This window comes from Pseudomonas sp. JC1203 (assembly GCF_056175065.1).
Map to the genome: position 1 here is coordinate 43,458 of NZ_JBWCAM010000009.1, position 19,386 is coordinate 62,843.

The following is a 19,386-nucleotide window of genomic DNA, read 5'->3' on the forward strand; positions in this document are numbered from 1 at the left end:
CTCACTCATTCTGTTGGGTAACTGATCATGAAGCGTCTGCTTTCCCTGTTGTGTGTTCTGGCTGGTTGCCACCTTTCCATCGCCATGGCCGATGCCCCTGCGTCGGCCCAGCAAACCACCCAGAACTTTTACGCCTGGTACCTGAAAAGGCTCAGCGACGACAAAGTGCCGCTGGATGACAACCCGCAACAGATGCAGCAGTACGTGGCCGACAGCCTGATCAAGTCGATCGACAAGCAGGCCAAGAGCGAAGACGGGCTGGACGAGGACTATTTCATCAAGTCCCAGGACTACGATGACACCTGGCTGACCCACATCCAGGTGACCGAGACCGCCACCAAGGGCGCGACCGCGCAGGAAAACGTGGTGCTGGGCACTACCCAGGACAACAGCCAGGTGCTGAAGGTAACGCTGGGCAAGGACAAGGACAGCTGGAAGATCACGGCGGTGGAGATTATTCCTACGGAGCAGTGACCCCACGTTTGTGGGAGCTGGCTTGCCGCTTCTGGGGGCCTCAACAGCTCGCTGGCAAGCCAGCTCCCACAGGGGCTCAGTCGTCCTGGAGCTGGTAGTGCTTGAACGATTTCACCACTGCGTCGAACGCCTGGTCGTCAGCCTGCTGGTGCTGGGCGTCGGTGCGTAGGCGCAGGGTGTAGTTGATGCCGTCATCGGGGCCGGTGCTGCGGTATTCCACGATCACCCGGCGCACGGCCTGGCTGTCGCTCCAACGCGCCTGTTCGGCTGGCTGGGCGTCCAGCACCACCGGTTCGCGCTGCACGCCGCCCGGCTCCACTTCCGACAATTCACTGTCCATCAACGCCTTGGTGCTGCCCAGCATGGCCGCATCGTAACCGGCGTTGACCGTGATCTCGCGGTCCCCGCCCAAGGGGATCAGCACGCCGTCATCGGTACCGCTGCCCTGGTAGGCCGTGGGCTCACCGGGCGTCACCCCAAAGCCGAAAGCAATATTTTGATACTCGATTTGGCCGTCGAGTTTCACCATACCGTCTACCATTTCCTGCTGGGCTGCGCTTAGGGCAATCATTTCCCCTGCACCGGCCGAATTGGCGGTGCCTATCATCAGGCTGGCGAGTAAAGCCAGCGTCACCGGCCCGAATCGAAGTTGCGAATGCAGCATGGCGCGGAACGTCCTGTGCGAATGAGGATCCGATAGTACCCCAGGCGCACGGAATACAGGCAACAGACGCAGGGCCAACCCCGTGAAAACGGGGGCAGGACGCAACGGCCCACGACGCTGTGTAACGCGCAAATTTTTCGATGTAATGGAAGAACGGCAACTGATGACCGCCTCCCCCACTGCTCAAGGTGTTGCTGCCCAGCCTGACGCCGCACTGGTGTCCATAATCGCGCCTTGTTATAACGCGGAGAAATACCTCGAAGCCTCCCTGAAGAGCATCTTTGCCCAGGACTACCCCAATTTCGAGGTGATAGTGGTCGACGATGGCTCGACCGACAACAGCCTGGCCATGCTCAGGCAGCTGCAGCAAACCTACGACTTCCAGCTTTACACCCAGCCCAACCAGGGCGTCAGCGCCGCCTTGAACACGGGGCTTAGCCATGCGCAGGGGGTGTATGTGGCCACCCCCGACCTTGACGACATCATGCTGCCCGAGTCGGTGCGGGTGCGCGCCGAATACCTGAATGCCCACCCGGAGGTGGGTTGCGTGGGCGCGCTGATCATCTACATGGACAGCCAGGGCAACGACACCAAGCGCCAGCGCAGCATGCCGCTGCGGCGCCTGAGCCTCGACGAGATTGTCAGTGGCGCCATCGTGATGGGCGCGCCGGTGTCGCTGTACCGCATGGCCGCGCTGAAGGCGGCCGGCTTCTACGACCCCGACATCAAGGTGCAGGATTTCCAGATGACCCTGCGGCTCGCCAGCGCAGGCTACGAGGTGCACCAACTGCCCGTGCACGTGACCCGCTACCGGCGCCACCCGCACAACCTGTCCCGGCGCTACCGGGTGTTGCTGGAGGCTGACCTGAAGGCACTGGCCCCCTACTCCGCGCACCCGGGGTACCAGCAGGGGCGCACGGTAACCATCAACAAGGCACTGAAATACGCCGTGGTGGCGAACAAGCGCGAAGCCTGGGGGTTGCTGCTGAGCATCCCCTTGAAGCAATGGAACAGGATAACGCTGCGGCGCTTGAAACGGCTGGTGTTCAGCCGCAGCAAGCGCTGACCAGGTGCCATTGACCGAGCGAGTACGCGATGAAGTTTTTCAAGAAGCTCAAAGCCAACAAAGAGCGCAAGCGCATCCGCGCCCTGGAGCCGATACTGCAGGGCAATGAACGCTTGAAGCGCCGCTACCCGCGCTATTCCATTGGCGTGGGTTCGTATGGCGAACCTGAAGTGGTGAAGTTCGGCAACGACACCACGTTCAAGGTGGGCGCGTATTCTTCCATTGCCGAAGAAGTGACGGTGCTGCTGGGCGGCGGGCACCGCACCGACTGGGTCAGCAGCTTCCCCTTTCCCGCGTTCCTGCCGGGGCTGGAAAGCGCCGGCGAGTACAAGCCTTCCAAGGGCGACGTGGTAATAGGCAGCGATTGCTGGATTTGCCGCGGGGTAACCATTCTTTCCGGGGTGACCGTCGGCCACGGCGCGGTGGTGGCAGCAGGCGCCGTGGTGGCCCGCGACGTGCCGCCTTACGCGGTGGTGGGCGGCAACCCGTGCAAGTTCATCCGCTGGCGCTTCGAAGCACCCGTCCGTGAACGCTTGCTGGCAAGCGCCTGGTGGGACTGGCCGCTGGAAGAGGTGAAGCAGGCGGCGCGCTACCTGTGCAGCAACGACATCGAGGCCTTCCTGGCCTACAGCGACAACCGCCTGGCCCGGAAACAACAAGCCCCGCTTTAAGCGGGGCCTGTTGGTGATGCGTTGTTAGCCAATCAGAAGATATTGATTGGGTAGTCAACGAACACGCGTACTTCGTTACCGCTAACGTTGTAGGCGCTGACGTTGTCAGACACGCGCAGGATAGAGCTGCGCACGCGAACGGTCAGGTCCTTCGCCGGGCCTTGCTGCACCACGTATTGCAGCTGGTTGAAGATTTCACGCTCGGTGCCGCCGGTGGCGTCGCCTGCGGTGATGTTGTCGCCGCGCACGTAGGCGAACTTGTAGGTCAGGCCCGGCACGCCGTAGGCGCCGAAGTCCAGGCCGTAGGCCAGCTGCCACGAACGCTCGTCTTCACCGTTGAAGTCCGACCAGTACGAGTTGGTCAGGTAGATGGAAGTACCACCGTCGCCGACACCGCCTTTACGCTGGTAGCCGCCGTAGTTGTAGCCAGTGCTGCCGGTGCTGCTCTGGTGCGCGACCATGAACGAGTGCGGGCCCACGGCGTAGGTGGCCGCCAGGCTCCAGATGGTGTTGTCGCGACCGGTCTTGTTATCGGCCGCCCACTGGCTGTCCAGCTCCGACTTGTAGCCGTTGAAGTCCAGCGTCAGCGACTGGTCCTTCTGGATCGGCAATACGTAGGTCATGCCCAGGTACTGCTTCTTCATCACGTTTTCGATGGTAGTGCCGTACAGCGACGCCTTGAAGTTGTCGTTGAAGGCGTAGCTGCCGCCGTAGACGTTCAGGCTTTTCAGCTCGCCGCTGTCACGACCTTCGGCGCTCTTCTGCGCTTCTTCGGTGAAGTGACCCACGTTCAGCTCCAGGCCCTTGATCTCCTTGGAGGTGATCAGGGTACCGGTGAAGCTTTCCGGCAGCAGGCGGCTGTTGTCATAGCTCAGCACCGGCAGCGACGGCATCTGGTCGCCGTATTTCAGCACGGTGTTGGAGACGCGGAATTTCACTGCAGCGCCGGCGCGAGCCAGGTCGCTGGCAGGCGAGCCATCATCACCGCGACGGAAGAAGTCGATACCGCCAGCGCCGCTGCGGCTGTCGGACTGTTCCAGGTTCTTGGCGTACAGGCCGAAGGCGTCGACGCCCACGCCCACGGTGCCCTGGGTGAAGCCGGAGGTGAAGGTGCCGATGAAAGCCTGGCCCCACTCGGACTTGTCCGCGTTACCGTTTTTGTAGTCACGGTTGATATAGGCGTTGCGCACCAGCACCGACAGGTGGCTGTCTTCGACAAAGCCTTTTGCATCGTCTTGATCGCTGGCCATTGCCTGGGTGCTGCCGATCAGGCCAAGGGCGATCAGACCGATACTTTTGTTCAACATCTTGTTTTCCTTATTGCTGGTTAAGACGCCCCGCCCAGTAAGTTTTCCCCGACGCTAGACGCAAAGGCCCGCGTGCACGAATGCAACGCGGGCCTTATCGAATACTGGACAGGTGGCTGTTAGCCACAGGCGTTGGGCGGAATCCTAGGGGGGGCCAGCGCACGTGTCAATTTACAAGAAGTTCGGAGGTTATAACCAGATTTGCAACAGGAGGGGGAGGCTCCATGCCTCATGGCACTGCGTCGTCGTGACGACTTTGCAACTAGTGGTGGAAGGAGCCCAGCAACGCTTCGAGTTCTGCCTGGCTGAGCAGGCCTGCCGGGTAACGTTCGCTGAGCGCCTGAAGAGGGTCCGCCTGTTGTAACTTGATACTGCCATTGCATTTCAACCACTGCGCCACCCGCTGCAGGGACTCTGCAGTGATTGACGATGGATGCGAAGCCGGCTCACTGCTTGCGTTCATATCGACACCTTTTTCCCGGATCCGTGAGCGGCAAACTTACCCACGCTTTATGACAGTACGAGTGACACGTACTGGCATTTAAGCCGTTGTATTCGATACAAAACCTGTGCCACGGCAGATCAACATTTCCAGGCGGATACAAAAAACCCGTCACATGACGGGTTCTTCATTTGACTCTTCGATCAGCCTTTAAAAGGAGCCGGCTGTTGCTGGGTGAGGCAGTGAATATTGCCACCGCCCAACAGCAACTCACGGCCCGGCACCATGATCACTTCATGTTCGGGGAAGATGCCCTGCAAGATGGCCTTGGCTTCGTCATCTTTGGGGTCGTCGAAGCCTGGCGCGATGATGCCGCCGTTGACGATCAGGAAGTTCACGTAGGAGCCAGCCAAGCGCACCGAAGGGTTGCGTTCCTGGGTGCCGGCCACTGGATCGACGCCAGCGCATTCGTCTTCAGTTGCATACAAAGGGCCGGGAATCGGCATCTTGTGCACCACAAAGGTGCGGCCCTTGGCGTCCTTGGTGTTCTCCAGCACGTTCATGGCTGCGCGGCAGCGGCTGTAGTTGGGGTCATTGGAATCATCGGTCCAGGCCAGTAACACTTCACCCGGGCGCACGTAACAGCAGAAGTTGTCGACGTGGCCGTCGGTTTCGTCGTTGAACAGGCCGTCGGGCAGCCAGACGATGGTGTCCACGGCCAGGTGGTCGCGCAGCACGCCTTCGATTTCTTCGCGGGTGAGGTGCGGGTTGCGGTTGCGGTTCAGCAGGCACTCTTCAGTGGTTACCAGGGTGCCTTCGCCGTCCACGTGGATAGAGCCGCCCTCCAGCACGAAGTCTTCGGTGTGGTAACGGTTGCAGCGTTCCATTTCCAGCACTTTGCTGGCCAACTGCTCGTCACGGTTCCACGGCGCGTACAGGCCGCCGTCGAAACCGCCCCAGGCGTTGAAGCCCCAGTCCACGCCGCGCACTTCGCCCTGGTCGTTGATGACGAAGGTAGGGCCGGTGTCACGCACCCAGGCGTCGTCGTTGCTGATTTCAACCACGCGAATGTTCGGCACGTCCAGGCGTGCCCGGGCGTTGTCGTACTGCGCGGCAGACACGCCAACCGTCACCGGCTCGAAGCGGGCGATGGCCTTGGCCAGCGCCACGTGGGCAGCCTGCACCGGCTTGCCGCCCAGGCGCCAGTTGTCGGGGCGCTCGGGCCACACCATCCATACCTGGGTTTGCGGGGCCCATTCGGCAGGCATGTGGAAGCCGTCGGCACGTGGGGTGGTGGTTAGCGTGGTCATGGCGGTCAGGCTCCTGGTACCCATCGAGGGCTTGCAGTAGATCGATAAATATCTGAATAACGATAGCGGATATTCAGTTGAGTTGGAAGATTATCAATTCCCGTCGATCTGTAATCGATATTAATCTGGATCAAAGGTCTTCCGACAGCACCTTGTCCACGCAATCCACGAAGAAATCCACGCTCTGGCGGGTGGTGACCATTGGCGGCTTGATCTTGAGAATGTTCAGGTAATCGCCAGTAGGCTGCATGAAAATACCCAGTTCGCGCAGGCGCTCGCACAGCACGGCGGTTTCCTCGGTGGCCGGCTCCAGCGTTTCGCGGTTGCGCACCAATTCCACTCCTAGATAGAAGCCCGAGCCGTGCACGGCGCCCACCAGCGGGTGGCGCTCGATCAAGGCTTCAAGCCGCGCCTTGAAATGCCCACCTACCAGCCGAGCGTTTTCCCACAGGCCTTCCTCGGCCATTACATCCAATACCGCCATGCCCACCTGGCAACTGACCGGGCTGCCGCCTGCCGAGGAGAAGAAATAACCCTCGGCTTCCAGCGCTTCGGCGATTTCCCGGCGGGTGATGACTGCGCCCAGCGGGTGGCCGTTGCCCATGCCCTTGGCCATGGTAATGATGTCGGGCACCACGCCCTGCTGTTCGAAGCCCCAAAAATGTTCGCCCAAGCGGCCGTAGCCGACCTGCACCTCGTCGGCGATGCACACGCCGCCCAACGCCCGTACCTTGGCATACACCTGTTGCAGATAACCGGCCGGCAGGGCGATGCCGCCAGCATTGCCATACACCGGTTCGCAGATGAAGCCGGCCACCTGGCGCTGCTGGGCCGCCAGCCGGGCCAGGGTTTCGTCGACGTTCTGCACATAACCGGCAGCGCTGTCGGCGCCGCGGAAGGCTCCACGGTAGGTGTTGGGCGCCGTCACCGGGTGCACCCAATCGGGGCGCGTGCTCAAGGCTTGCGGGTTGTCGGCAATGGAGGTGGAGATCGCGTCGGTGGCCACCGACCAGCCGTGGTAGGCCTCCAGCACGCTGAGCATGTCGCGCCCGCCACTGGCGGCCCAGGCCAGGCGGATGGCCAGGTCGTTGGCCTCGGTGCCGCTGTTCACCAGGAACACCCGGTCGAAGCCGGCGGGGGCCAGCGCCAGCAGGCGCTCGGAGAATTCGGCAATGGCTGCGTAGTGGAAGCGCGAGTTGGTGTTGAGCAGCGACCACTGCCGCGCCACCACTTTGGCCATGCGCGGGTGGCCGTGGCCCAGCACTGCGACGTTGTTGAGCATGTCGAGGTAGGACCGCCCCTGCAGGTCGATCAGGTGGTTGCGCCAGCCGCGCTCGATCTGCGGCGGCGCCTGGTAATAGTGCTTCTGCGAACGGGCGAAGCTGGCGTCACGGCGCGCCAGCAGGGCCTGGGCGTCGGCCATGGGCGGGGCATCGCAATCAAAGCCCAGCAATGGCCGGGGCGAGGGGCACAGCGCCAGCCAGGCCTGGGCGCGTGACGGCACGGCGAACAGCGGCGGGCTGAGTTCCTCGGCCGTGCACAGTTGCACCAGCAGGATGCCGTTGGTGCGGCCCAACGCCTGGCCGCGCGCCAGTGGTGTGTCGGCCGCCAGGTCGCTGTCCACGCCCCACAGGTGCAGGCTTGTGCCCGCGCCCACCAGCCACAGCCCGGCATCGGCGGTGCGCCGCAGCAAACCGGCGAACGGCGCCTGCACCGCAGTGCCGGCTGGCACGTTCAATTCCACATGCAGGGCGCAGGTATCAGGCTCCTGGGCGCTGTCGATGCGGGTGCGCGACAAGCGGTATTGGCCGTACAGGGCGCTTGCCTGTGGGTACGCCATCAGCAACCGTTCGTCGGCACCCGGCAGCTCCCAGTTACCTTCGCAGAAGTGCTCGCTGAGCACGCCCAGGTCCACGCGCTGGAAGGCGGCGGCCTCGATGCCGGGCAGCAGCGGCGCGCAATCGCCCAGGTCTGGCGTGCTCGGTTCCAGCCCCACGGCCTGGAGGATGGCGGCTTCCATGAGGTCGAAGGGCACCGAAGTGGCGGCGTCGAAAATCTGCCATTCATGGGCGATGTTGTCGGCGACGTAGGCATTGCCGGGGGCCACGCGCAATTGCTGCTCGCTGCTGAGCACCAGCACCGCCGCGCGCGCCACCACCATGGGCCATAGCGCCAGCCACTCGGCGCGGGCCAGCGGGTTGCGCGCGTGGTAGGCCTTGATGGCGGGCAGGATGGCGAATGGGTCGCCCTCTACATGGTGCAGCAACGCCGAGCAGGTCACGCTGAGGTCGGCCACGCGCCAGGTGCGGATCAGGTCGCCGAAGTCGATCAGCCCGGCCAGCTGCCAGGCACGGTGAGCGTCGCGCTGCCACACGCTGTTGTCGTCGGTGATGTCCAGGTGCACGGCCTGGGTCGGCAATTCATCGGCCACCGCCAGCAGGCGCTGCTCGGCCTGCGCCGCCGCTTCGGCCACCTGGTCGCGGCGGTCGGGGTCGGCCACCGCCGGCAGCAGCTCGGCAATCAGCGCGTGGGCGTGGCGTGGGTCCCACTGCAGCGTGCGGGCCAGGCCCGGGTGGTCGAAGGCCGCCAGGGCCTGGTCGACCCGCGCACATAAATCGCCCATTTCAGCCCGCAGCCCGGCACTTAAATGCGTAACGCGGGTCAATGGCTGGCCATCAATGTACTCAAGCAGGCGTACCTGCAATGACCGCCCATCGACCGAGGCGCTGAACAGGTCACGGCCATCAAGCGCCGCGCGCACCGCTGGCACCGGCAACCCCATGGCTGCCAGGTGCGCCAGCGCGGCGTGCTGGGCCTGCAGTTCGCAGGTTGCGTAGTCGCCGTGACAGATCTTCAGTACAAAGCGTCCATCATCGGTATCAACCAGGAAGTTGAGGTCCTGCTGGCTGCCCAAGGGCGTCAACGCACCGTGCAGGCCGTAGTGCTCGCGCAACAGCGCCTGCGCCTGGGCGGCGCTGACGGTGGGGCTGGGCTGGCTGGACCGATGAATCAACGTGGCAAGCGACATCGCGGAAACCTCTTGTTGTAGTTTTCAGGCGCTTATATCGCCACCGCGCCTCGTGTTTCGCAAGCGTCATGAGAAAATTGATGGTTCATGGGCATTTGTGATTATTTGTCGATGAATCACGCTTGCACCGGGCAATCCTTGCCCACAAGCTATGCTGCAACCGCTCAATGTCAGTTTATGGAAGAAGGCAGATCGACATGCGAATTCTCATCACCGGAGGTGCCGGTTTCATTGGCTCGGCCCTCGTTCGCCATCTGATTGAAAACACTGGGCACGAAGTGCTCAACCTCGACAAACTGACGTACGCCGGCAACCTGGAGTCCCTGACCAGCATTGCCAGCAACAGCCGGTATGAATTCGTCCAGGCCGACATCGCCGACCAGGCCACGGTGAGTGCCGTGCTGGCGCGCTTCGAGCCCCATGCAATCATGCACCTGGCGGCCGAATCCCATGTCGACCGTTCCATTGACGGCCCGTCGGACTTCATCCACACCAACATTGTCGGCACCTACAGCCTGCTGGAGGCCACCCGCGCCTACTGGTCCAAGCTGCCTGCGGCCGAGAAAGAAGCCTTCCGCTTCCACCATATCTCCACCGACGAGGTGTACGGCGACCTGCACGGCGTCGACGACCTGTTCACCGAGACCACCCCGTACGCCCCAAGCTCGCCCTACTCGGCCAGCAAGGCAGCCTCCGACCACCTGGTCCGGGCCTGGCAGCGCACCTACGGGCTGCCGGTGCTGGTCACCAACTGCTCCAACAACTACGGGCCGTTCCACTTCCCGGAAAAACTCATCCCGCTGGTCATTCTCAACGCGCTGAAAGGCAAGCCGTTGCCGGTGTACGGCGATGGCAAGCAGGTACGCGACTGGCTGTACGTGGAAGACCACGCCCGCGCCTTGTTCAAGGTGGTAACCGAGGGCAAGGTCGGCGAGACCTACAACATTGGCGGCCATAACGAGCAGCAGAACATCGACGTGGTGCGCAGCATCTGCGCGCTGCTGGACGAACTGGCGCCGCAGCACCCTGCCGGCATCAGCCAGTACGCCGAGCTGATCACCTTCGTCAAGGACCGCCCGGGCCACGACCTGCGCTACGCCATCGACGCCAGCAAGATCGAGCGCGAGCTGGGCTGGGTGCCCGATGAAACCTTCCAGACCGGCCTGCGCAAGACCGTGCAATGGTACCTGGACAACCAGGAATGGTGCCGTCGCGTGCAGGACGGCAGTTATCAGGGCGAACGCCTGGGCTCCACCGAACCAAAGGATCTGATCGCATGAGCAAGGGTATCGTACTGGCCGGGGGCTCCGGCACGCGTCTGCACCCCATCACCCTGGGTGTGTCCAAGCAACTGCTGCCCATCTATGACAAACCGATGATCTACTACCCGATCTCGGTGCTGATGCTGGCGGGCATCCGCGAGATCCTGCTGATCTCCACCCCGCAGGACCTGCCCCAATACCGGGAGCTGCTGGGCGACGGCAGCCAGTTCGGCGTCAACATCAGCTACGCCGAGCAGCCATCCCCGGACGGCCTGGCCCAGGCCTTCCTGATTGGCGAAGAGTTCATCGGCAAAGACCCGGTGTGCCTGATCCTGGGCGACAACATCTTCCACGGCCAGCACTTCAGCGAGCAGCTGCAGCGCGCTGCCAGCAACCCCAAGGGCGCGACGGTGTTCGGCTACTGGGTGAAAGACCCGGAACGCTTCGGTGTCATCGACTTCGACGAGGACGGCAAGGCGCTGTCCATCGAAGAGAAGCCGGCGCAGCCCAAGTCCAGCTACGCGGTCACCGGCCTGTACTTCTACGACAACGACGTGGTGCAGATTGCCAAGGACGTGAAACCCTCGCCACGCGGCGAGCTGGAAATCACTGACGTCAACAACGCCTACCTGGAGCGCGGCGACCTGCGCGTGGAGCGCTTCGGCCGCGGCTTCGCCTGGCTGGACACCGGTACCCACGACAGCCTGCTGGAAGCCTCCCAGTACGTGCAGACCATCGAGCACCGCCAGGGCCTGAAAGTGGCCTGCCTGGAAGAAATCGCCTACCAGAACGGCTGGATCGACCGCGAACAGCTGCTGGTTCGCGCCAAGGCGTTCGGCAAGACCGGCTACGGCCAATATCTGTTCAGCATTGCAGGGGAAACCAGATGAATGTGATCGCCAGCGAAATACCCGAGGTCTTGATCATCGAGCCCAAGGTATTTGGTGACGAGCGCGGCTTTTTCTACGAAAGCTTCAACGCCAAGGCTTTCGAACAGGCCACCGGCGTCACCGACGCCTTCGTGCAGGACAACCACTCGCGCTCGCAGAAAGGCGTGTTGCGCGGCCTGCACTACCAGATCGAAAACGCCCAGGGCAAACTCGTGCGGGTCACCGCCGGCGAGGTCCTGGACCTGGCCGTGGACATCCGTCGCAGCTCGCCTACCTTCGGCAAGTGGGTGGCGGTGCGCCTGAGCGCGCAGAACAACCGCCAACTGTGGATCCCCAAGGGCTTCGCCCATGGGTTCGTGGTGCTCAGCGACTACGCCGAGTTCCTGTACAAGACCACCGACTACTACACCCCTTCCGCCGAACGCTGCATCCGCTGGGACGACGAAACGCTCGCCATCGACTGGGAGCTGGAAGGCACCGTCCCGCAACTGTCGGCCAAGGACCAGCAAGGCAAATCCCTGCAAGAGGCTGACCTGTTCCCATGACCCAGAAGATCCTCATCAGTGGCCAGTTCGGCCAGGTGTCGCGTGAACTGCAGCAACGCCTGGGCCACCTGGGCGAGCTGCACGTGCTGGGCCGCGACAAGCTGGACCTGGCGCAGCCCGAAGGTATCCGCGAGGTGGTGCGCACGCTGCGCCCTACCCTGATTATCAACGCCGCCGCGCACACGGCGGTGGACCAGGCGGAAACGGAAGAGGATCTGGCCTTCGCCATCAACGCCACCGCGCCGCGCATCTTCGCCGAGGAAGCCGCCGCGCTGGATATCCCGTTGATTCACTACTCCACCGACTACGTGTTCGATGGTCGCAAGGAAGGTGCCTACAACGAGGACGACGAAACCAACCCGCTGGGCGTCTACGGGCGCAGCAAGCTGGAAGGCGAGAAGGCCATTCGTTTCGTGGGCGGCAAGCACCTGATCCTGCGCACCAGCTGGGTGTATTCCCTGCACGGCCGCAACTTCCTGCTGACCATGCAGCGCCTGCTGCAGGAAAAGCCCGAGCTGCGCGTGGTGGCGGACCAGATTGGCGCGCCCACCTGGGCGGGCACCATCGCCGGCACCACCCACACCCTGATCGAGCATTGGCTCAATGACCAGGCCGGGCCATGGGGCACCTACCACCTGACCGCCAAGGGCGAGACCTCGTGGTTCGGCTTCGCCCAGGAGATCGGCAAGCACCTGCTGGCGCAGGACAAGCCGTGCGCGGTGCTGGAGCCCATTCCGTCCAGCGCCTACCCGACGCCTGCGGTACGCCCGCTGAACTCGCGCCTGGACTGCAGCCGCCTGGAACAACAGTGGAACCTGCAGCTGCCCAACTGGCGCGAAGCGCTGATTGAGTGCCTGGCCCCCCTGGCATGACGCATAATGCGCCGGACACCCTCCGGCGCATTTTCTCCTGACATGACTCCCTCGCTACCCCGCCGCCCCCGTTGGCGCAGCCTCGCCCTGTTGGCCCTGTGCCTGGCGCCACTGCTGTGGCCGCTGCAACACCTTGCCGAACGCTATTACCGCAGCGAACTGGCGAGCCAGAACCGGCAAACCCTCGACCTGTACGTGGCCAACCTGCTGGGCACCCTGCACCGCTACGAAACCCTGCCGCAAATTCTGGGCGACCTGCCGTCGCTGCGCGCCACCCTGGCAGACCCCGGCAACCCGCAGGTGGTGGAGCACGCCAACCGCCTGCTGAAGGACATCAGCGAGCAGACCGGCGCCGAGGTGATGTACCTGCTGGACCCCAGCGGCAACACCCTGGCGGCCTCCAACTGGCAGAAAAAAGACAGCTTCGTGGGCCGCAACTTTGCCTTCCGGCCCTATTACAGCGACGCCATCGCCGGGCGCCTGGGGCGCTTCTTCGGCATGGGCACCACCTCGGGCAAGCGTGGCTATTTCTTTGCCGCCGCCGTGCACGAAGGCGACAAGGTGGTGGGCGCGCTGGTGGTAAAGGTCGACCTCGACCACACGGAAAACCTGTGGGGCAACACCCCCGAACAGCTGATGCTGACCGACCAGCATGGCGTGGTCATCCTGACGTCAAACCCGGAATGGCGCTTCCGTGCCACCCGGCCCCTGACCGAGGAAGAACACCAGGCCATCGCCTCGATCCAGCCCTACCCCACCCAGGAGCCACAGCCCCTGAGCCTGCCAGATAAAAGCTGGCTGATGCAGACCCACGCCATCGCCGAGACCGGCTGGAACGCCAGCATTCTCGCCCCGCGGGCGCTGGTGGACCGCCCCGTGCGCACGGTGCTGGCGATTGGCGGCGCGGCGCTGCTGGTGCTGATGTTACTGCTGGGGCTGATGATGCAGCGGCGGCGCAATTACCTCGACCGCATTGCCTTCGAGGCCAAGGCCCGGGGCGAGCTGGAAGTGCGTGTAAGCGAGCGTACCCGCGACCTGGAAGCGCTCAATAGCCGCCTGCGCCAGGAGGTGCTGGAACGCGAACAGGCCCAGCAGGAGCTGGTGCGGGTGCAGGACGAGGTGGTGCAGGCCGGCAAGCTGTCGGTGCTGGGGACCATGTCAGCGAGCATCAGCCACGAATTGAACCAACCGCTGGCGGCCATCCGCAGCTACGCCGAGAACGCCGAGGTGCTGCTGGACCACCAGCGCACCGAAGACGCCCGCGGCAACCTCAAGCTGATCGGCGAGCTGACCGGGCGCATGGCCTCGATCATCGCCCACCTGCGCGCCTTCGCCCGCCGCGACCGCCACGCCCTGGAAAGTGTGGCCCTGCAGCCGGCGCTGGACGATGCGCTGGCGCTACTGGCCAAGCGCAGGCGCGCCATGGCGGTGGAGCTGTTCCGCGACCTGCCGGATGCACCGTTGTGGGTGCAGGCGGGCGAAACACGGCTGCGCCAGGTGCTGAGCAACCTGCTGGCCAACGCCCTCGATGCCCTGACCGAGAAAGCCACGCCGCGCTGCCTGTGGATAAGCGCCGAGCAGACCGCCGATGGTGTCGAGCTGCTGATTCGCGACAACGGCCCAGGCTTCACCCGTGAGTCCATGGCCCGTGCCCGCGAGCCGTTCTTTACCACCAAGACCCGCACCCAGGGCCTTGGCCTGGGGCTGGCCATCTGCGATACGCTGATGCGTGCGCTGGGTGGCGAACTGCTGCTGGCCAACCACCCGCAGGGCGGCGCACTGCTGACCGTGCGCCTGCGCAGCGCGCCACCGGGCGTCAATCTACAACCGCCAGAGGATCCTTCCGCATGACCACGGCCCCCGCCATCGACAGCCAGACCCAGGTGGTGCTGGTGGACGATGACCCTCATCTGCGCCAGGCCCTGAGCCAGACCCTGGACCTGGCCGGCTTGAAGATTTTGTCGCTGGGCGACGCCAACGGCCTGGCCGAGCGTATCGAACGGGACTGGCCCGGGGTGATCGTCAGTGACATCCGCATGCCAGGCCTCGATGGCCTGCAGCTGCTGCAGCAGTTGCACGCCCAGGACGCGGAACTGCCGGTGCTGCTGATCACCGGCCACGGCGACGTGCCGCTGGCGGTACAGGCAATGCGCGCCGGCGCCTACGACTTCCTCGAAAAGCCCTTCGCCAGCGACGCTTTGCTGGACAGCGTGCGCCGTGCCCTGGCCCTGCGCCGCCTGGTGCTGGACAACCGCAGCCTGCGCCTGGCCCTCAGCGACCGCCACGCCTTGAGCGCGCGGCTGCTGGGGCAATCGCCTTCCATGCTGCGCCTGCGCGAGCAGATCGGCGCGCTGGCGGCCACCAAGGCCGACGTGCTGATTCTGGGCGAGACCGGCGCGGGCAAGGAAGTGGTGGCGCGCGCCCTGCACGACCTGTCCAGCCGCCGCAACGGCCCGTTCGTGGCTATCAACGCCGGGGCGCTGGCCGAGTCGGTGGTGGAAAGCGAGCTGTTCGGCCACGAACCGGGGGCTTTCACCGGCGCGCAGAAACGCCGCATCGGCAAGTTCGAGTTCGCCAATGGCGGCACGCTGTTCCTCGATGAAATCGAAAGCATGAGCCTGGACGTGCAGGTCAAGCTGCTGCGCCTGCTGCAGGAGCGCGTGGTGGAACGCCTGGGCGGCAACCAGCTGATCCCGCTGGATATCCGCATCATCGCCGCCACCAAGGAAGACCTGCGCCAGGCCGCCGACCAGGGGCGCTTCCGCGCCGACCTGTATTACCGCCTGAACGTGGCCTCGCTGCGCATTCCCGCCCTGCGCGAGCGCGGCGAGGATGCGCTGGTGCTGTTCGAGCACTTCGCCACCGCGGCCAGCGAACGCCATGGCCTGTTGCCCAACCAGCTGCTGCCTGGCGAGCGCGCCTTGCTGCTGCGCCACAGCTGGCCCGGCAACGTGCGCGAGCTGCAGAACGCCGCCGAACGCTTCGCCCTGGGGCTGGACCTGGAGCTGGACAACAGCGCTGCCGCCGCGCCTGCTGCACACCAGGGGGCCATGACCGGCAACCTCAGCGAGCAGGTGGAGAACTTCGAGCGGGCCTTGATTGCTTCGGAAATGGCCCGGCCCCATGGCTCGCTGCGCAGCCTGGCCGAAGCCCTGGGCATTCCGCGCAAGACCCTGCACGACAAACTGCGCAAGCATGGCCTGAACTTCGCCGCCGGCGATGAAGGCGAGGCATGAACATGAACCAGGACTGCACTGAACTGCAAGCCGTGCTGCACAGCGACATTCCCCTGACCCGCGAAATGGGCCTGGAGGTACGCAGCTGGCAGCACGCAACCCTGCGCCTGCACCTGCCGCTGGCGCCGAACGTCAACCACAAGAGCACCATGTTTGGCGGCAGCCTGTATTGCGGCGCGGTGCTGGCCGGCTGGGGCTGGCTGCACCTGCGGTTGCGCGAAGCGGGCATCGAGGGCGGGCATATCGTGATCCAGGAAGGCCAGATCAGCTACCCGCTGCCGGTGACGGGCGATGCCGAGGCGGTGTGCGAGGCGCCGGATGAAAAGACCTGGAAACGCTTCGTGGCCACCTGGCACCGCCACGGGCGCGCGCGCCTGGAGCTGCGCACCTTCGTAGTGAACCAGGGCAGCAATCAACCCGCGGTGCAGTTCACCGGGCAGTACGTGTTGCACCGGTGACGGTCCCGAAGCCGCAATTGCCTTTGTGGGAGCTGGCTTGCCAGCGAGTTTTTCGGGCCTCAAAAGCTCGCTGGCAAGCCAGCTCCCACAGAAGCGTAGCCGCTACGCGACTCTGCAGAGCCGCAGCAGGGTGTCGCGCCACGGCGCGGCGGCGGGCAAGGCCAGGAAGAAGGTATTGAGCAGCGACTCGCGCGCCGGGTAGGTGAACGGCAGGCCTTCGACGTCCAGCACCTCGCCACCCGCGCCTTCCAGCACGCCTTGGGCGGCAGCCGTGTCCCACTGCGAGGTCGGCGCCAGGCGCGGGTAGCAATCAGCCGCACCTTCGGCCAGCAGGCAGAACTTCAACGAACTGCCGACATTGGCCAGCGCCAGTTCGCCCAAGCTCGATGAAAGGCCCGCCAACAGCCGCTCTTGCTCGGGGCTGGAGTGCCGACGGCTGGCCACCACGGTAAACGCCTCGCCCGCCGGCGGCTGGGTGCGCACCTGAATCGGCTGCGGCGCCTCGCCAGCGCGGGCACGCCAGGCGCCCAAGCCGGCACCGCCGTAGTAGCAGCTGCCGTTGGTGGGCGTGGAGACCACGCCAAACACCACGCGCCCCTGCTCGATCAAGGCGATGTTGACGGTGAATTCTTCACTGCCGGCGATGAATTCCTTGGTGCCGTCCAGCGGGTCAACCAACCACCATTGCGTCCAGCCCTGGCGCTCGGCCAGGGAGATGCCGCAATCTTCTTCCGACAGAATCGGGATCGAGGCATCCAGTGCCGTCAGCCCCGCGACGATGACGTGGTGCGCCGCCAGGTCGGCCGCCGTCACCGGCGACTCATCGGCCTTGGCCGTGACTGCCACGTTGGCGCGCCAGAACGGCAGAATCGCCTCGCCGGCCTGGTGGGCCAGGGCAATGACGCCGGGCAACAGTGGGTGGGGGAAAGTCATAGGGTCAGGGCTCCACGCTGGATCAGCAGGTCACGGGCCAGGTACAGCGCAGCCAGTGCGCGGCCCTCGGAAAACTGTGGGTGGGTGGCGAGGGTGGACAGCTCGCGCAGGTTGACCTGGTCAACGCGCATGGGCTCGGGCTCATCGCCCTCCAATTGTTCCTCGTAGAGATCGGTGGCCAGCACCACCTGGATTTTCTGGCTCATGTAGCCCGGCGACAACGACAGCTCGGTGAGGTGCTCCAGGTGGCGCGCGCCAAAACCCGCCTCTTCCTTGAGTTCGCGGTTGGCGGCGGCCAGGACGTCTTCGCCCGGCTCGATCAGGCCCTTGGGCAGCGACAGCTCGTAGGCATCGGTGCCACCGCAATACTCTTCCACCAACACTGCGTGCTCGGCGTCGACCATGGCCACGATCATCACGGCGCCGTAGCCATTGCCGCGGCCAACCAGCCGCTCATAGGTACGCTCCACGCCGTTGGAGAAACGCAGTTGCACCTCCTCTACCCGGAACAAACGGCTACTGGCGACTATTTCGCGGGCGAGTACGGTGGGTTTCTGGCGCATGGGGCGGCTCCTTGGCGTGAACGGGTTACTATACCGTGGCTTGGCGCGGCAAATGCCATTCTTGTCCATTCACTGCTTGAGAATCTTTCGTATGCATTCCATAACCTGGCGCGATATCGACACCGTCCTCCTGGACATGGACGGCACCTTGCTGGACCTGCATTACGACAACCACTTCTGGCTGGAGCACCTGCCCCAGCGCTACGCCGAAACCCACGGCGTGAGCCGTGCCATGGCCGAGCTGGAAATGCGCCCGCTGTTCGAAAAGAACGCCGGCACCCTGAACTGGTATTGCCTGGATTTCTGGAGCAGCGAATTGCGCCTGCCGGTGCGCGAGCTGAAGCTGGAAACCGCGCACCTGATTGCCATGCGCCCCTACGCCGACACCTTCCTGGCGGCGGTGCGCCAGGCCGGCAAGCGCGTGATCCTGATCACCAACGCGCACCGCGACTCGCTGTCGGTGAAGTTTGAGCGCGTGGCGCTGGCGCCGTATTTCGAGCGGCTGATCAGCTCTCATGATTACGGCTTCCCCAAGGAGAGCCAGAATTTCTGGAGCGCACTGAAGGATGACATCGGCTTCGACCCAGCGCGCAGCCTGTTCATCGACGACACCTTGCCCATCCTGCGCAGCGCCCGCACCTTTGGCATCGGCCACCTGCTGGCGGTACGCGAACCGGACAGCCGCAAGGGCCACAAAGACACCGAGGAATTTGCCGCAGTGGACGACTACCGCGAATTGCTGAAAGGGCTGTAACCGCCCATCGACCTGATCGATCACCGCATTGCCGTTAACAATTAGACGCCACCGACGCCCAGGCCTAGGCTTTCCCCACACACTCAAGCGGTACGCTTCCATGGACACCCAGCAATCGGCCAGCCTGACCTACAGCTACCACAGCCTCGACCTGCGTGAAGAAGCCAGCACCGCGCTGGCCGAGGAAGTGGCCCTGGCCATCGCCTACAACGGCATCAGCCAGGCAGTGATGCTGGTCAGCCCCACCGACCTTGAAGACTTCATCGTCGGCTTCAGCATCGGCAGCGGCATCATCAGTTCGGTGGGCGACATCTACGACCTCAAGCTGAGCGGCTGTGGCTCGGCGCAGCAGGCCGAGGTGGAAATTTCCAGCCGGGCCTTCTGGAACCTCAAGGACCAGCGCCGCCAGTTGGCCGGCACCAGTGGTTGCGGCCTGTGCGGCGTGGAGGCGGTGGAGCAGGCGCTGCCCGAGCTTGCAGTGCTGGGCGGCGGCGCCCTGCCGCCTGCGCACTGGCTGGACGGCCTGCGCCAGCGCATCAGCGAGTTCCAGCCCCTGGGCCAGCACTGCGGCGCCGTGCACGCGGCACTGTTCATGAATGCCGAAGGCAAGCTGTTGATGGGCCGTGAGGACATTGGCCGCCATAACGCACTGGACAAGCTGATAGGTGCGCTGGTGCGCCAGGACATTGCCACCGCTGGCGGCATGGCGATTGTCACCAGCCGCTGCAGCCTGGAATTGATTCAGAAGGTATTGCGCGCGGGCATCCAGACCCTGGTAAGCCTGTCGTCACCCACGGGGCTTGCAGTGCAGTGGGCCCGGCGGCACAACTTGAACCTGATTCACCTTCCGCAGAAAAGCGGCCCGCGGGTTTACAGCGTTTCGAAGGCCTGAACACTGCGGTATGCTTCAG

The 19,386-nt window shown here is 64.2% G+C and carries 19 protein-coding genes; 12 read left to right on the forward strand and 7 right to left on the reverse strand.

What is annotated here, in order from left to right; translation table 11 throughout:
- Window positions 1–27 precede the first annotated feature (27 nt).
- The gene (locus AC0SZ7_RS15000; protein WP_475505124.1) at window positions 28–474 is read left to right on the forward strand and encodes a DUF3828 domain-containing protein; all 447 of its coding nucleotides are present in this window, start codon (window positions 28–30) and stop codon (window positions 472–474) included.
- A 76-nt stretch (window positions 475–550) separates the two neighbouring features.
- Here AC0SZ7_RS15000 and AC0SZ7_RS15005 read toward each other — a convergent pair whose 3' ends face one another.
- Window positions 551–1,045, reverse strand: coding sequence for a hypothetical protein (locus AC0SZ7_RS15005; protein WP_475505125.1), 495 nt, complete (start codon window positions 1,043–1,045; stop codon window positions 551–553).
- 256 nt (window positions 1,046–1,301) lie between these two features.
- Between AC0SZ7_RS15005 and AC0SZ7_RS15010 the strand changes: the two genes are divergently transcribed.
- Together AC0SZ7_RS15010 and AC0SZ7_RS15015 are read left to right on the forward strand one after the other, a co-directional pair.
- Window positions 1,302–2,204, forward strand: a complete 903-nt coding sequence (locus AC0SZ7_RS15010) for a glycosyltransferase family 2 protein (protein ID WP_475505126.1) — start codon at window positions 1,302–1,304, stop codon at window positions 2,202–2,204.
- A gap of 29 nt (window positions 2,205–2,233) precedes the next feature.
- A complete protein-coding gene (locus tag AC0SZ7_RS15015; RefSeq protein WP_475505127.1) occupies window positions 2,234–2,875 on the forward strand; it encodes a CatB-related O-acetyltransferase in 642 nt (213 codons plus the stop codon).
- A gap of 32 nt (window positions 2,876–2,907) precedes the next feature.
- Here AC0SZ7_RS15015 and AC0SZ7_RS15020 read toward each other — a convergent pair whose 3' ends face one another.
- The 4 genes from AC0SZ7_RS15020 to AC0SZ7_RS15035 form a co-directional block, all read right to left on the reverse strand.
- On the reverse strand, window positions 2,908–4,182 hold the full coding sequence (locus AC0SZ7_RS15020; RefSeq protein WP_475505128.1) for an OprD family porin: 1,275 nt from the start codon (window positions 4,180–4,182) through the stop codon (window positions 2,908–2,910).
- Between the two features lie 262 nt (window positions 4,183–4,444).
- On the reverse strand, window positions 4,445–4,645 hold the full coding sequence (locus tag AC0SZ7_RS15025) for a hypothetical protein (protein ID WP_475505129.1): 201 nt from the start codon (window positions 4,643–4,645) through the stop codon (window positions 4,445–4,447).
- A 182-nt stretch (window positions 4,646–4,827) separates the two neighbouring features.
- A complete protein-coding gene (aguA, locus tag AC0SZ7_RS15030; protein ID WP_475505130.1) occupies window positions 4,828–5,934 on the reverse strand; it encodes an agmatine deiminase in 1,107 nt (368 codons plus the stop codon).
- A gap of 130 nt (window positions 5,935–6,064) precedes the next feature.
- Window positions 6,065–8,962, reverse strand: a complete 2,898-nt coding sequence (locus tag AC0SZ7_RS15035; protein ID WP_475505131.1) for an aminotransferase — start codon at window positions 8,960–8,962, stop codon at window positions 6,065–6,067.
- A 197-nt stretch (window positions 8,963–9,159) separates the two neighbouring features.
- Here AC0SZ7_RS15035 and rfbB point away from each other — a divergent pair, with 197 nt between their 5' ends.
- Genes rfbB through AC0SZ7_RS15070 form a run of 7 tightly spaced genes read left to right on the forward strand, consistent with a single transcriptional unit; the run spans window position 9,160 to window position 16,225 of the window.
- Window positions 9,160–10,242, forward strand: coding sequence for a dTDP-glucose 4,6-dehydratase (rfbB, locus tag AC0SZ7_RS15040; RefSeq protein ID WP_475505132.1), 1,083 nt, complete (start codon window positions 9,160–9,162; stop codon window positions 10,240–10,242).
- Entirely contained in the window at window positions 10,239–11,114 is an 876-nt protein-coding gene (gene rfbA / locus AC0SZ7_RS15045) for a glucose-1-phosphate thymidylyltransferase RfbA (protein WP_475505133.1), read from the forward strand. The genes rfbB and rfbA overlap by 4 nt, the downstream gene beginning before the upstream one ends.
- The gene (gene rfbC, locus AC0SZ7_RS15050; RefSeq protein ID WP_475505134.1) at window positions 11,111–11,659 is read left to right on the forward strand and encodes a dTDP-4-dehydrorhamnose 3,5-epimerase; all 549 of its coding nucleotides are present in this window, start codon (window positions 11,111–11,113) and stop codon (window positions 11,657–11,659) included. Before rfbA ends, rfbC begins: the two co-directional genes overlap by 4 nt.
- The gene (gene rfbD, locus AC0SZ7_RS15055) at window positions 11,656–12,531 is read left to right on the forward strand and encodes a dTDP-4-dehydrorhamnose reductase (protein ID WP_475505135.1); all 876 of its coding nucleotides are present in this window, start codon (window positions 11,656–11,658) and stop codon (window positions 12,529–12,531) included. The genes rfbC and rfbD overlap by 4 nt, the downstream gene beginning before the upstream one ends.
- Before the next feature lie 42 nt (window positions 12,532–12,573).
- Window positions 12,574–14,382, forward strand: coding sequence for a sensor histidine kinase (locus AC0SZ7_RS15060; RefSeq protein WP_475505136.1), 1,809 nt, complete (start codon window positions 12,574–12,576; stop codon window positions 14,380–14,382).
- Complete coding sequence (locus AC0SZ7_RS15065; protein WP_475505137.1) at window positions 14,379–15,767, forward strand: sigma-54-dependent transcriptional regulator; 1,389 nt, start codon at window positions 14,379–14,381, stop codon at window positions 15,765–15,767. Before AC0SZ7_RS15060 ends, AC0SZ7_RS15065 begins: the two co-directional genes overlap by 4 nt.
- A 2-nt stretch (window positions 15,768–15,769) precedes the next feature.
- Window positions 15,770–16,225, forward strand: a complete 456-nt coding sequence (locus tag AC0SZ7_RS15070; protein ID WP_475505297.1) for a YiiD C-terminal domain-containing protein — start codon at window positions 15,770–15,772, stop codon at window positions 16,223–16,225.
- Between the two features lie 102 nt (window positions 16,226–16,327).
- On the opposite strand, the gene cysQ is transcribed toward AC0SZ7_RS15070, so the two are convergent.
- Both cysQ and nudE read right to left on the reverse strand, forming a co-directional pair.
- The gene (gene cysQ, locus AC0SZ7_RS15075) at window positions 16,328–17,158 is read right to left on the reverse strand and encodes a 3'(2'),5'-bisphosphate nucleotidase CysQ (protein ID WP_475505138.1); all 831 of its coding nucleotides are present in this window, start codon (window positions 17,156–17,158) and stop codon (window positions 16,328–16,330) included.
- A complete protein-coding gene (gene nudE, locus AC0SZ7_RS15080) occupies window positions 17,155–17,721 on the reverse strand; it encodes an ADP compounds hydrolase NudE (protein ID WP_475505139.1) in 567 nt (188 codons plus the stop codon). Before nudE ends, cysQ begins: the two co-directional genes overlap by 4 nt.
- Before the next feature lie 91 nt (window positions 17,722–17,812).
- On the opposite strand from nudE, the gene yrfG reads away from it, so the two are divergent.
- Together yrfG and fdhD are read left to right on the forward strand one after the other, a co-directional pair.
- The gene (gene yrfG, locus AC0SZ7_RS15085) at window positions 17,813–18,475 is read left to right on the forward strand and encodes a GMP/IMP nucleotidase (RefSeq protein WP_475505140.1); all 663 of its coding nucleotides are present in this window, start codon (window positions 17,813–17,815) and stop codon (window positions 18,473–18,475) included.
- Between the two features lie 100 nt (window positions 18,476–18,575).
- Complete coding sequence (fdhD, locus tag AC0SZ7_RS15090; protein ID WP_475505141.1) at window positions 18,576–19,367, forward strand: formate dehydrogenase accessory sulfurtransferase FdhD; 792 nt, start codon at window positions 18,576–18,578, stop codon at window positions 19,365–19,367.
- The last annotated feature ends 19 nt before the right edge of the window (window positions 19,368–19,386 follow it).